At 51.4% G+C, this 12,701-nt stretch carries 10 protein-coding genes; 8 read left to right on the forward strand and 2 right to left on the reverse strand.

What is annotated here, in order from left to right; all coding sequences use genetic code 11:
- The first annotated feature begins 121 nt into the window (after window positions 1-121).
- On the forward strand, window positions 122-1,096 hold the full coding sequence (locus AACZ40_RS05100; protein WP_291166147.1) for a bile acid:sodium symporter family protein: 975 nt from the start codon (window positions 122-124) through the stop codon (window positions 1,094-1,096).
- Here the strand turns inward: AACZ40_RS05100 and AACZ40_RS05105 are convergent.
- Window positions 1,093-1,371 (reverse strand): transcriptional regulator, encoded by a 279-nt coding sequence (locus AACZ40_RS05105; protein WP_291166149.1) that lies wholly within the window; start codon window positions 1,369-1,371, stop codon window positions 1,093-1,095. The two genes, AACZ40_RS05100 and AACZ40_RS05105, sit on opposite strands and share 4 nt — an antisense overlap.
- A gap of 502 nt (window positions 1,372-1,873) precedes the next feature.
- Between AACZ40_RS05105 and AACZ40_RS05110 the strand changes: the two genes are divergently transcribed.
- Together AACZ40_RS05110 and fbaA are read left to right on the forward strand one after the other, a co-directional pair.
- Window positions 1,874-4,783, forward strand: coding sequence for a hypothetical protein (locus tag AACZ40_RS05110; protein WP_339673500.1), 2,910 nt, complete (start codon window positions 1,874-1,876; stop codon window positions 4,781-4,783).
- Window positions 4,784-5,387: 604 nt separating this feature from the next.
- A complete protein-coding gene (gene fbaA / locus AACZ40_RS05115) occupies window positions 5,388-6,419 on the forward strand; it encodes a class II fructose-bisphosphate aldolase (RefSeq protein WP_291166153.1) in 1,032 nt (343 codons plus the stop codon).
- 99 nt (window positions 6,420-6,518) lie between these two features.
- Here the strand turns inward: fbaA and AACZ40_RS05120 are convergent, their stop codons facing one another.
- A complete protein-coding gene (locus tag AACZ40_RS05120; protein WP_291166155.1) occupies window positions 6,519-7,403 on the reverse strand; it encodes a hypothetical protein in 885 nt (294 codons plus the stop codon).
- A gap of 335 nt (window positions 7,404-7,738) precedes the next feature.
- On the opposite strand from AACZ40_RS05120, the gene ispF reads away from it, so the two are divergent.
- From ispF to AACZ40_RS05145, 5 genes are all read left to right on the forward strand, one after another.
- Complete coding sequence (gene ispF / locus AACZ40_RS05125) at window positions 7,739-8,251, forward strand: 2-C-methyl-D-erythritol 2,4-cyclodiphosphate synthase (RefSeq protein WP_291166157.1); 513 nt, start codon at window positions 7,739-7,741, stop codon at window positions 8,249-8,251.
- 81 nt (window positions 8,252-8,332) lie between these two features.
- A complete protein-coding gene (cysS, locus tag AACZ40_RS05130; protein WP_291166159.1) occupies window positions 8,333-9,889 on the forward strand; it encodes a cysteine--tRNA ligase in 1,557 nt (518 codons plus the stop codon).
- A 41-nt stretch (window positions 9,890-9,930) separates the two neighbouring features.
- Entirely contained in the window at window positions 9,931-10,461 is a 531-nt protein-coding gene (gene ruvC, locus AACZ40_RS05135) for a crossover junction endodeoxyribonuclease RuvC (RefSeq protein WP_339673503.1), read from the forward strand.
- 29 nt (window positions 10,462-10,490) lie between these two features.
- Complete coding sequence (gene ruvA, locus AACZ40_RS05140) at window positions 10,491-11,111, forward strand: Holliday junction branch migration protein RuvA (RefSeq protein ID WP_291166163.1); 621 nt, start codon at window positions 10,491-10,493, stop codon at window positions 11,109-11,111.
- Window positions 11,112-11,371: 260 nt separating this feature from the next.
- Complete coding sequence (locus AACZ40_RS05145; protein WP_291166165.1) at window positions 11,372-12,691, forward strand: HD domain-containing phosphohydrolase; 1,320 nt, start codon at window positions 11,372-11,374, stop codon at window positions 12,689-12,691.
- The last annotated feature ends 10 nt before the right edge of the window (window positions 12,692-12,701 follow it).

The raw sequence follows: 12,701 nt of genomic DNA on the forward strand, positions 1-12,701 counted from the left end.
TTGATTACAGTCAGGAATCATAACCGATTCATTACAGTCAACAAATGATTGCGGCTGAGAACCTCTCAGATTATTACAATCCCAGGCCCCTCGACGTCATTTAATCCCCGGAACTGCTCTTATGCTGCAACGTTATCTGTTAGTCTGGCTGATCGTGCTTTCGGGAGCGGCGATCCTGTGGGACAAGGTTCTGCCTGACGCGTTTCATCCATTTCATGCCTCGAAACCGTATCTCTCGTATTTATTTACCGCGACAATGTTCGTGATTGGCTCGTTGCTCCCGCCTGAGGAAGTGCGGGCGGTGTTTCGACGCTGGCACCAGGTGCTGGGCGGCACATTTGTGCAATACACGGTGATGCCGAGCCTGGCGTATCTGATGAGCCTGTTTTTTATCGATCAACCGGAATTACGGATCGGCATTATCCTGGTGGGCTGTGTGCCGGGGGCGATGGCTTCGAATGTGCTGACGCTGGCGGCGCGAGGCAATGTGAGTTATTCGGTCTGCCTGACGGCATCGGCCACCCTGCTCTCGCCACTGTTTGTGCCGATCGTGCTTTATCTGGCTGTCAGCGGAACTGATATCAATGCAGCAGAACTGGCGAAAAACTCATTCTTTCAGTTACTGACCCAGGTGGTATTACCGGTGATTGGCGGTCACCTGCTGGCTTTGTATCATTATGGATTCAGTCGTCTGATGCAGGTTTTCGGCCCTGCGTTCGCCAATTTTTCGATTCTGTGGATCATTGCGACGGTGATCAGTCTGCAGGAAGAACAGCTGAAGAAAGTCTTTTTATCGCTGGCGGTGGCGCTGCTGGTGATTAATCTGCTGGGGTATCTATGCGGATACCTGGCAGGTGCAGCATTACAATTGAGTGAGTCGATGCGGCGGGCATTGACCCTGGAAGTGGGAATGCAGAATGCCGGTCTGGGAGCGATTCTGGCAGGCCAGCTATTTCCGGGGCAGGAGATGATCGCATTACCGCCCGCGCTGTATATGTTTGGCTGCATGCTGACCGGGACAGTTCTGGCCCAGTACTGGTCACTCAAGTCGGTCGAGGAAGTGACAGAATCCCCCGGTGCGGCTCTCGAGGATTAAGTTTCTTCGAGGCGGGCCTTGAGTTCATCACGTTCTTTTTTGGTGATATCCAGATCGAACATAAGGTATTTCACATCCAGGCGGAGTTGAGCCAGCGCTTCCTGGATCAGTCCCAGAATTCGTCTGCGGCGTTTCACCGATTCCACGACGCGTGAATAGGATACTTCCAGCAATTCCTGCTGTTCCCTTGGTAATTCGGCTATTTTTTTGCCCAGGTCGATAACTTCGCGGGGCAGACTTGCACTATCTGTTTCGTCGGTGAGTCGGATATTCATAAGTTTCAATTCTCAGCTGGTGCCAGTACTTTCACAATAATCCATTTCATCAGGGGATGAACTGAAAACAAATAGAACAGATTTCATGCCGAATATGAATATTTAAGTGAGGTTTCGCATTAAGTGTCTATTCAACAACCAGTTAGACCAACATACAGAAAGACACTCGCTCGATACAGATTCACAAAAAGGGGAGGCTTCGTATTGGCTTAGATTGCAATTTCTTCTAAAATCCCCGAGGAATGTAGTCATTTTTGCCAATGTTATGGCAGGTTGTATTATGGCAACGCCGCTGTTGCCTGACTGCAACGAAAACCGGACAGCGGACAACATTTCGTAAAGAATGCTGAACGGTGATTGGTTTATGGAAAATGGGGAATCTTTTCCAGAGACTGACCGAATTGAAATTCATACCGCTGACACACCCCAAAGTGTAAATCAGTATAGAAACCGCAGAATCACGATCTTTTTATCCCAGGGATGGGTTCGAGTTCAGGCATCGATGCCACGTATATTGAATAAGCTGTTTCAGAGTCACCTCTGCCTGCTGGTCTTTCTCATTACCGGGCTGTTCAGCAAAGCTGCTCTGCGCGCGGAAACATTCCACGAGTCTTTCGATGATACGTCCCAGGTCAGCTGGCAGGTTCGCATTGATCCGAACCAGGCTCGAAAAAAGTGGCATGTCCGCAACACGTCGGTGATGCATGCCGGCGCTGCCTGTGAGCACCTGCAGGTTACGACGGGTAATCTGGGTTCGCTGATTGAACTCTCGCACCCGCTCCCTTCCAGTCGCATCATCAATGAGCTGACCCTTTCCCTCTGGCTGAAATCCAATCGACGGGGAACGCGTGTAGGACTGGAAGCGGTCCTGCCCCACCAGATCGACCCGGAAACCGGAGCAGTCGCCCGCATTTATTTAATTGGAGACACTTATACAGAGGAAGGCAAATGGCAGCAGATGAAGTGTACCACCACCGAAGCCCTGGTGAATCAGTCACTGGGACTGCTGCGGGGACGCACCAAACTGCGTCAGCTGGACACACGTGAGATGTACGTGGAACGGGTTCTGATTGTCACACGTTCTTCTTCCGACCAGGTGGAATTCCTGCTGGATGATCTGAAACTGACCCCGATTGTCCGTCCCAACGATTCGGTCATTCAGACCGCTGTCGCCATGAGCAAGCAGAATTCCCAGCCGATCGTCGAATTTCTGCTGGACCGGATTCAACTGCAGGGAAGACCCCTGTTTCCCCGTATGTCGCTGTATCATGGTGAGAGTCTGGAAGCACTCAAACAGGCGGGTATGAATGTAATCGAGGCGCCCCAGTTTGATGATTACCGGTTTCTGACGGAACTTCGCAGCCAGGGATTATGGGCGATGGCGACTCCGCCTCGACCACAGGCACAGGATGGTTCATTTCTTCCCTCTCGCGATGCTACATTAATCCCGTTCGATGAGCAGACAGCGCCAATCGTTTTCTGGTATCTGGGAACCCAGATTCCCGGCAGCGAATGGAACCAGATCCGCAGTCGCGTGGGTCAGATTCAAAGTGCCGACCAGCAGTTCAAGCGGCCCATTATGGCGGATGTTCTCGGGAAAGAACGTCAGATAGCCCGGGAAGTTTCGATGATTGGCTCGAGCCCCCGGATCCTCAACAGCGATATCAACCTGCTGGAATATCGTAATACGCTGATTGAAAAAACACGGCTTGCCCCGGGACGTTTTCTGTGGACGTGGATCCAGACGGAACCGACGTTTGCCAATGCACGCTGGCGTGATTCTTTTCATAAAACCCCGATTGTGATTGAGCCTGAACAGATCCGTCTGCAGGTGTATGCCACCCTGTCAGCGGGTTGCCGGGCCGTCGGTTACTGGACGACTGATCGACTGGACGATACGAGTGCGCCGGGAGCACTGGAGCGCAAACTGGTGATCGAACAGTTAAACCGGGAAATCGACCTGATCGAACCCTGGCTGGCGACCGGATCTGTGATTTCTCATGTTCCCTTCACGCTGATACAAAAACAGGCTCCCCTGATCACTCAACTGGGTGCGGATTTCAAGACCTCCGGTTCGAAAAGGCTGATGCGTGACGAACAGCTGGCAGAGCGAGAGATGCTGTTGCAACAGAAAAAAGAAGCGGCAACGGAAATGCAGGCTTCCATTATCCATTCCGAGTATGGCACCTTGATTCTGCCGGTATGGTATCGCGATGGGGCGCAGTTTGTGCCCGATCAGATGGCAGGAAATGAGGCGAAAATCGTGATCCCTGGTGGGAATGTCTCTGCTTCCGTCTGGGAACTGAGTAGCACCAGAATCAAAAACCTGGATCGAAAACGGGTGAACGGGGGTGTGGAAATCTCACTTCCCAAATTTGATATGACATCGATCATCATCATGACATCGGATCAGGGTCTGATCGAGAAACTGCGAAATAAAATCAGGGAGATCAGTCCCCAGGCAGCAGAAACCAGTCTGAAACTGAGTCGAGCCAAACTGGAACGCTGTGAAAAAACAAATGCCGAGCTGCTGGAAATGGGCGTGAGCAAGGTCGCGCGCATGGATGGGCCAGCGATACTGGAACGGGCCCGCGAACGGTTGAGCCAGGCGGAAGTCTCCCTGACCTCCCAGGATTTTCATGAGGCCCATACCGCGGCTCGTGACTGTCGGCAGTTACTGAGAATTCTGCAGCGCATTCAATGGCGCGAAGCAACCCGCACCCTCTCCTCTTCGATGACGAGCCCTTATACCATTTCCTACAGTACCCTGCCCGACCACTGGAGAATGATTGAACAGATTGGCCGCAGCGCAAAGCACATTAATCCGAATTTGCTGCGATCAGGAGATTTTGAAGACATCGACACGATGGTCGTCGAAGACTGGAAACACGTCCAAAATCCGATAGAGGGAACTCAGGCGATTGCTGAACTGTATCCCCGCGACAGACGATCCGGCGAATTCAGCCTGCGATTACTGGCCGCACCCTTGAGTCGCAATGATATTCCTCAGAACATCGAAGGGCCTCTGGTACGGGTCACCACTCCTCCTCTGGCAGTGCGCAGCGGGCAGATTGTGCATGTCACCGGCTGGGTCAAGGTTTCGACAGCCATTACCGGCAATCCGCTGGGCGCCACTTTTCAGGACAGCATCATGGGGCCAGGTGGTGCCTTACATTGGAATGCGCAGAGCGACTGGCAGAGAATTGATCTGCTGAGAGAAGTCTCCCAAAGCGAAAACTTCCATCTGACCATGTCTCTGAACGGACTGGGAGCCATTTTATTTGATGACCTGCGGGTGATGGCCTATACGCCCGAACCGCAGCAATATCAGCAGACCGAGGGGCTGGAAGCGCTGCCCTTAAAGTCTTTGGGTTCCTCAGGCGTTGAATTACTGAACAAGGTTCCCGAATAATGAGCTTCCCGTCGCAGTCAACCTTGTAGAACGATGTCCTGTAAATGCGTCTCCCGCTCACTGGGGAATATTGCAATTTCCGGTTCAAAACAGGTATTTTATGCTGGTCGAGCGAATTCCCCTGTCAAGCTTCGCGACACAGATTCCTGCGACACTTGAATGACCAGGCAGAACTTGATAATAAACAGTATAGAAACAGACTGAAAACTGGCTCGATTTACTGTGCCAGGTTTACTGTCACGTTTCCAGGGTCATTTAGACCGAGTTGAATAAATTGAGGGACGCTATGGTTAAGAGTGGTGCGTTCTCGACTCTGTGCAACAGATTTCGGGCCGCATTCAATTTATAGATTGATCACATCGGTCTTGATGAACGGTACTTACGTTTCAAGAGGGATGATGACTGTCTTAACGAAAGATTGAAGCAGCGGAATCTCTGTGCCCCCTCTCTCGATCCTCTTTTCCGGTTCTCTGCTGATGCCGGTCCGTGAGGGACATCGACCTGGATTTTCATCCGGCAGCGAAGCAGGAACAGATCAGACAGCGTTTGTCAGATAGATTTAAACATAGTCAGAATTAACATTTAAACTGAACAGGAAAAACCAATGCCGATTGCAACCCCAGCTCAATACGCAGCGATGCTGGATGCCGCTCAAGAAGGTAACTATGCCTATCCCGCGATGAATGTCACCTCGCTGACCACGATCAACGGAGCCCTGAAAGCATTTGCCGATAAGAAGTCAGACGGAATCATTCAGGTTTCAACCGGCGGTGGTGAATTTGCTTCCGGTCTGGATCAGAAAGATGCCGTTCTGGGCGCGATCATTCTCGCAGAAGCCACTCATCGACTGGCAGAACGCTATGATGTGCTGATCGCTTTACATACGGACCACTGTCAGCCGGGCAAGGTCGATTCCTTCCTGAAGCCACTGATTGCAGAAACCGCCCGTCGACGTGAAGCGGGCCTGCCGAACCTGTTCCAGTCACACATGCTGGATGCGTCAGAGTTGCCGCTCAAGGAAAACCTGGAATTGTCAGCTGATCTGCTCAAGCTGTGTGCTGCCAATGAGATCATTCTGGAAGTGGAAGCCGGTGTGGTTGGCGGTGAAGAAGATGGTGTGGATAACTCCGATCAGCCAGCCGACAAGCTGTATACTTCTCCAGACGATATGGTCGCGGTTTATGAGGCCCTCAACGGTCTGGGTCGTTATATGTTCGCTGCGACATTCGGTAACGTACATGGCAGCTATAAACCGGGTGCCGTCAAACTGCGTCCGGAAATTCTGAAACAGGGTCAGGAAGCTGTCATTGCCAAATACGGTAAGGAAGCTGCCTTCGACCTCGTATTCCATGGCGGTTCAGGAACGCCTGAAGATCAACTGCGGGAAACTCTGGAATACGGTGTTGTGAAGATGAATATCGATACCGATACTCAATACGCCTTCACCCGTCCTGTTGTGGATCACATGATGAAGAACTACGACGGCGTATTAAAGATCGATGGCGAAGTCGGGGTCAAAAAAGTCTACGACCCACGCAGCTATCTGAAAGCCGGTGAAATGGGAGTTGTCAAACGGATGGGTGAAGCCTGTGACGACCTGTTCTCCAGCGGAAAAACCATTTTCGGCAAAGTCTGATTCGCGTCGGCATTTCAGCGGAATAACTGATTTCAAGCGAGCTGTTTCCCCGCGAAGCAGCTCGCTTTTTTACAGCTCAGTTTTGTTATGAGCAATGCATTATTCGCTGCGAACTACATCCATCTTGGACATGTTAGAGAGTCGCACGACCAGGATTTTCTGAATGTCCGATTTGGAGCCTTCTCCGCGGAAAAACAGGTGACCTGCTGAATCTGGTTTGACGCCCTCGGTGGCTGTAATGATTGCCATTTCGCCAACGTTCAGAGTGACTTCAAACTTCTGGTTATAGAGCGGACTGGTATTCCGGCGACTTTCCAGCTGCCAGCCAATATTCGTTGGAGTGTGTCGCATCTGCTGGGTGCCATAATGGACTTCAGGAGTAAACTCGAGTTTTGCCCAGCCATCCTGAACTTTATGTGCTTTGACTCGCATCACACATTGAGCTTCTTCAAACTCTTTCAATTCCACAGGCTCAGTATCATCTCCTGTGAGCAGTTCGAGTTTACATTTCGGGTAGGAATCGCTTGTCTTGATATCTGTGGGAACACCCGATCTTAACATCAGTCTTCTGCCGGAAAGCAGCAGTGATTCATCTTCCCGGGAAAGTCCACCCAGGTGAGATTTCAAACCTAGCAGGGTCTGCAACGCTCGGGGGGGAACTGAACTGACATGGCCGACACGCAGACCATTCTGATTCAGGTTTTCCTGGTCCATCAGTTCGATGGCTCCGATTTCATCGACCTCATCCCAGAGCGTCGACCCGAGCAGAGGGTCTGTGACCGGTCGTTCGATGAATACAATTTCAACCTGCATGGCATCCAGTGATACAGGAATCGCAGGCAGCTTGTTGACCGTCTGTTTCTCTGCATATTTCTTCAAACCGAACACGGCACTTTCTTCCATCAGCGCGCAGCCGGAGATTTTGACGACCAGTAAAACCAGCGTCAGAACCAGTAAACAGGATCTGAGAGGGGATAACTTCATGAATGGTTCAGGTTGAGAGAGGTATCAGTTTGAGAGATTGGTGCGCGGCAGGAGATCGCCGCTTAAATCGAAGGGGCCGGGAGTCTAACGGGAATCGAATTTGATGTCAATTTGAAATTTCGGATTCACCAGATTCTGCTGAAACGGCACTGTTTGCTCAAGAATTACGCTACTCTCGTTCAGAGAACGACTTGGGACTCCGGCTCATATTGCCTTGTTTGACTGCTCCAGCTATGATCTGCCTGCTTCAGCTGAACCCGACCGAATCCTGTATACATTAGAATAGAAACTGTCGTTTTCTGAGCGATTTCGACAACGGTTATTGATTCGAACCCATGACATCTGCCCCCGAACCCCGGAAAATTCCCGAATTACGAATTGGTGCAGGCCAGGACTGCCATCGGCTGGAAGCAGGTTACCCGCTGATACTGGGAGGGGTCTCGATTGAGTTTGAGTCAGGTCTGGTCGGACACAGTGACGCCGATGTCTTGTTGCACGCGATTACCGATGCACTGCTGGGAGCAGCGGGCCTGGGAGACATTGGAGAGATGTTTCCCAACACGGATGACCGCTGGAAAGGCGCCGATTCCGGTAAGCTGTTGAAAGCCGCATTTGCAGAAGTGCAGCAGGCTGGCTGGCAAATCGTAAACCTGGATTGCACTATTTCAGCAGAACGTCCTAAACTAGCCAGCTACAAACCTCAGATCAGGCAATCTGTCGCCGGGTTACTGGACCTGGAAGCACAGCAGGTCAATATCAAGGCAAAAACAGGAGAACGCGTTGGCCCTGTCGGCCGACAGGAAGCGATGACAGCAGATGCTGTGGTACTTTTAACGCGAACTCAGTGAAATTCATTATCAGACTGAACCTGCTTCACTTCAGGTTCCTCATTCATTTGATTACAGGAAGAAATTCAGGTATCCAGCACAATGACACTCAGAATTTACAACACACTCAGCCGCAAAAAAGAAGATTTCCAGACGATCAAACCGGGCAAGGTTGGCATCTACCTGTGTGGCCCCACGGTTTACAAGCACGCGCATATCGGTCACATGGTCGGTCCGGTCATTATCGACACGATCGCCCGCTATCTGACCTACAACAACTATGATGTCAAATTCGTCAACAACATCACTGACATCGATGACAAACTGATCAATAAAGCCGCTGAATTGAACATCTCCGTGGAGAAGCTGGCGGCAGAAATGACTCAGGATTACTTCGATAACCTGGAGACCATGGGCGTCGATACGATTACCGATTTCCCCAAAGCCACCGACTATATCGAACCGATGCAGGAAATCATTCAATCGCTGATCGACAAAGGCTTCGCTTACCCGCTGGATGGTGACGTTTACTTCTCTGCTGAAGCAGACAGTAAATATGGCTGTCTCAGCGGTCGTAAAATCGAAGAAATGATCGCGGGCACGCGTGTCGAAGCCAATGATAAAAAGAAGAATCCGGCTGACTTCGCGCTCTGGAAGAAATCGCGCCCGGGCGAACCCGCCTGGGACAGTCCCTGGGGACCCGGTCGACCAGGCTGGCACATTGAATGTTCCGCCATGAGCCGCAAACTGCTCGGCGATTCATTTGACATTCACGGCGGTGGACTTGACCTGATGTTTCCCCACCATGAAAACGAACGCGCCCAGTCAGAATGCTGTACGGGAAAAACCTACGTGCGTTACTGGGTTCACAACGGTTTAATGCAGGCCAGTGATGCGGCTGGGAAAGTGGGCGGCCAGCATGATCGTCATGGAGATGTCGCGGTGGATCAGCAGGCACAGGAAGCCGATAAACTTTCGGGATCCAAAGGCGCTGCATCGGTCAAAGAACTGTTTGCGATTCACCCGCCGGAAATCGTGCGATTGTTTCTGCTTTCCACACATTATCGCAGCCCGATCGCATTCAGTGACGAAAACATCCGGGAAACCGGAAAAGGCATTGAAGGCTTCTACCGCTTCTTTGAAACCTTCGAACGTATCACAGGCGAGAGTTTCTACCAGTTACCCACCTCGGAAAAGCGGGAACAGTCCACCGGGTTGAAGGGAGAACCTGCCGAATATTTCCAGCAGCTATCCGAACTGCGTCAGCGATTCCTGGAAGCCATGGACGACGACTTTAATACGGGTGGTGCGATTGGTGTGCTGTTTGAATTACGGTCGACATTGAACGCTTTGATTCATTCACAGCACCTGGAAGGTGAAGGCAAGCAGAACCAGGCAATGGTTGAGGCACTGACAAGCGGCGCCAGTCTGCTCAAGGAACTCTCCAACCTGCTGGGTGTCTTCCGCAAAGCGCCGGTGAAAGAATCAGCCGCCGATGATGGCCTGGTCAATCAGTTGATGGAACTGGTTCTGGAGATTCGCAAAGATGCTCGCAGCAGCAAAAACTGGGACATTGCAGATAAAATTCGCGATGGTCTCGCCGCCTGTCAGATCACAGTAGAAGATCGTCCGGAAGGCAGTTTGTGGCGACGGGGCTGATCCACTTTCCTGTGATAACGTAGGATAACGTAGAGCGTCTCATGAATCTGAACTCGACCATGGATGAAACAGAGTTGACCACAGCGGTGCGATTTCTGAGTATTGACCCGGGGTTAAACCGGACGGGGTATGCTTTGTTACAGCAGTCAGCGAAAGGCCCGGTGCTGTGTGAAGGCGGCATCATCCGCTCGAACCAGGAAACAAACCTGGCTGCGCGTGTTCATGAAATCGCTTCCGGGATCAGGGAAGTCATTGCCGAATACCGTCCGGATGTGATGGTCATCGAGCAGGTATTTACAACTCCCCGTTTCCCGAAAAGTTCGATCATCATGGCTCACGCCCGGGGTGCGATCCTGTTCGCCGCCCATGATGCGGGTGTGCCTGTCGTACATTATACGCCGACTCAGATTAAAAAATTAATCACCGGCAGCGGCCGTGCTTCCAAAGAACAGATGCAGCACGCCATCAAAACAGAGCTGGGCTTGAAAGCCATTTTAGAACCCAATGACGTGGCAGACGCTTTTGCAGCAGCCTTATGCCATTACCACACGATCCGTGTCACCTGTCTGTGAAACCAGTTTCTCTTTTCCATTGAGCACCCATGATTACCAATATCCGCGGCGAACTGATTGAGTTGAACTTAACCGAAGCAATTATTTCCGTCGGGGCGTTTGACTATGAAGTCTTTATTCCGGAATTCGTCCGCCGTCAGCTGCAGCCCCTGATCGGCAGCGAAGTGAGCCTGAAAACCATTCAGTACATCGAGGGAAATCCACAGAAAGGGAGACTCACCCCCCGCATGATCGGATTCATGAGTCACGCCGAACGAGAGTTCTTCGAACTGGTGTGCTCGGTCGATGGGGTCGGCGTCAAGAAAACATTACGGGCGATGGTGCGTCCCGTGAAAGAAGTCGCGACAGCCATCGAGGAAAAAGACATCAAACAACTCACGACGCTGCCGGGAATTGGTCCGGCTGTCGCCGAGCGAATCGTCGCCAAACTCAGACGCAAAATGACAAAATTTGCGCTGATCGTTGCCAAAGAATTTCCTGCCGAGGAAGGCCGCACCGATGTGTTCAGCGAAGCCTATGAAGCGCTGCTCAGCCTGGGATATTCGTCAACTGAAGCGCGGGCCAAGGTCGAAACCATTGCCGCGGAAGGCAAGAAATTCAAAAGCATTGAAGAATTTCTCACCGCTCTCTACCAGCAGGAACGCAACTGAGCGTCGGCAACAGGCTGTTTTGCCTCTGCTACAATCCGCACAATTGACAGACTCGTCATATCTTCTGCCTGAATTCCATGACGAACGTGTCTCCGGATATTCCGGTTTGGCCGGTCTGTGTGTCTGACCTAAGTTTATGCAATTACTTATGCTTGCGTATCGGTTTATGCAATCCGGTCACTCTTAAATCCTGTCAGTGTCTTCTGACAACATCGCAAGATTTAAATTGCAGATCCCCGGGCACAGCGGCGTCTCACATTATGGTTGCCAGAATTATCAAACAGAAATCCAGCCCTTACAGCGCGCTGAATATTGACCGTTTAAGAATGGGAGTCAAATTACAGTCTCCCATTTATGATGCGGAAGGCGAAAAGAATATCCTGCTGCTGGCCAGCGGCAAAAAAATCACACAGGCAACCATCCAGAATTTGAAGAATCGTGGCATTCGCAATGTGCGGGTGCATGAACGGGATTTGTCAAACCTGACGCTGTCTCCCGGAGAAAGCCAGTCTTCCGGTTTCACTTCTTCACTACGCCTGCGCAGTCAAAAATTAAGAAAACGGTCAGGAGGCACTTCAGCCCCCGGCCAGGCTGCTGATACGGAACGAACGAATTCCCCCTGGCAGATCCAGCCTCAATCGTTCCTACATGAAGTGACTCCCCCTGCAGCGACCGCCTATTCACCGGAATTACAGCAAGAATACCGAAAAGAATTTGCGGTCCTGACCAAAGTCACAGATGATATTTACCGCCAGGTTCTGGGTGCTTCGCGCATCAGCCTCTCGCAGATTCGAAATGTGACAGACTGCTCATTCTCAAAGATGATCCAGGATATGGATCTGTTTGTACTGGAAGGGATCACGCCAGTCGCTCTGGGAAATTTCTGTCGGCACGGCCTGCAGATGTCCAGTCTGGCGATGGCGATAGGCACTCAACTCGGCCTGCAGCGAGAACACTTATCCCAACTCTGCATCGGTTGCCTGGTTCATGATACGGGTATGATCAAAATCAATTCCGGGGGTATACAGGGACACCTGCCAGCCAGCCCCATCGATTTCCTGGAACTGAAAAAGCACCCTGCCATCACCTATAACCTGCTTTGTGAATCAAATGAATTTCCCATGATCTCCCGGATTGTGGCGTATCAGATTCACGAACGCTGTGATGGATCCGGTTACCCGCGAGGCCAGAAACAAAATCAAATTCACCCCTTTGCAAAAATTGCTGCGGTGGCAGATGAATTCCTTTCCCTGGTCTCCGTGGCTGCGGCGAATTCAGAAGTCCATCCTTACCAGGCAGTGGAACAGTTGATCTATGGTGCCTCACGAGGCATCTTCGACAGCGGTGCGGTTCGCGCATTACTGCAGTCGATCTCGCTGTACCCTGTCGGATCGGTCGTCGAATTGAATCAGGGTCAACTGGCAACTGTGATTCGGACGAATCGTCAGCAGTACGATGCGCCGGTAGTCAGCATACGGAAGCCCGATGGCACTACCCAGATTTTCAATCTGCAGAATCACCCGGAACTGCATGTGATTCGAGCAATCCCTCACGCCAAGCTTGAGATGCTCAGTCTGTAAACGAGACGGC

The organism is uncultured Gimesia sp., from assembly GCF_963972345.1.
Lineage (GTDB): Bacteria > Planctomycetota > Planctomycetia > Planctomycetales > Planctomycetaceae > Gimesia.

What these genes read in the sequence shown, in the direction of transcription:
- AACZ40_RS05105 (WP_291166149.1), bottom strand. Translation starts at nt 1,371, where the DNA reads ATGAATATCCGACTCACCGACGAAACAGATAGTGCAAGTCTGCCCCGC.
- fbaA (WP_291166153.1), top strand. Translation starts at nt 5,388, where the DNA reads ATGCCGATTGCAACCCCAGCTCAATACGCAGCGATGCTGGATGCCGCT.
- cysS (WP_291166159.1), top strand. Translation starts at nt 8,333, where the DNA reads ATGACACTCAGAATTTACAACACACTCAGCCGCAAAAAAGAAGATTTC.
- ispF (WP_291166157.1), top strand. Translation starts at nt 7,739, where the DNA reads ATGACATCTGCCCCCGAACCCCGGAAAATTCCCGAATTACGAATTGGT.
- ruvA (WP_291166163.1), top strand. Translation starts at nt 10,491, where the DNA reads ATGATTACCAATATCCGCGGCGAACTGATTGAGTTGAACTTAACCGAA.
- AACZ40_RS05120 (WP_291166155.1), bottom strand. Translation starts at nt 7,403, where the DNA reads ATGAAGTTATCCCCTCTCAGATCCTGTTTACTGGTTCTGACGCTGGTT.
- AACZ40_RS05110 (WP_339673500.1), top strand. Translation starts at nt 1,874, where the DNA reads ATGCCACGTATATTGAATAAGCTGTTTCAGAGTCACCTCTGCCTGCTG.
- AACZ40_RS05145 (WP_291166165.1), top strand. Translation starts at nt 11,372, where the DNA reads ATGGTTGCCAGAATTATCAAACAGAAATCCAGCCCTTACAGCGCGCTG.
- ruvC (WP_339673503.1), top strand. Translation starts at nt 9,931, where the DNA reads ATGAATCTGAACTCGACCATGGATGAAACAGAGTTGACCACAGCGGTG.
- AACZ40_RS05100 (WP_291166147.1), top strand. Translation starts at nt 122, where the DNA reads ATGCTGCAACGTTATCTGTTAGTCTGGCTGATCGTGCTTTCGGGAGCG.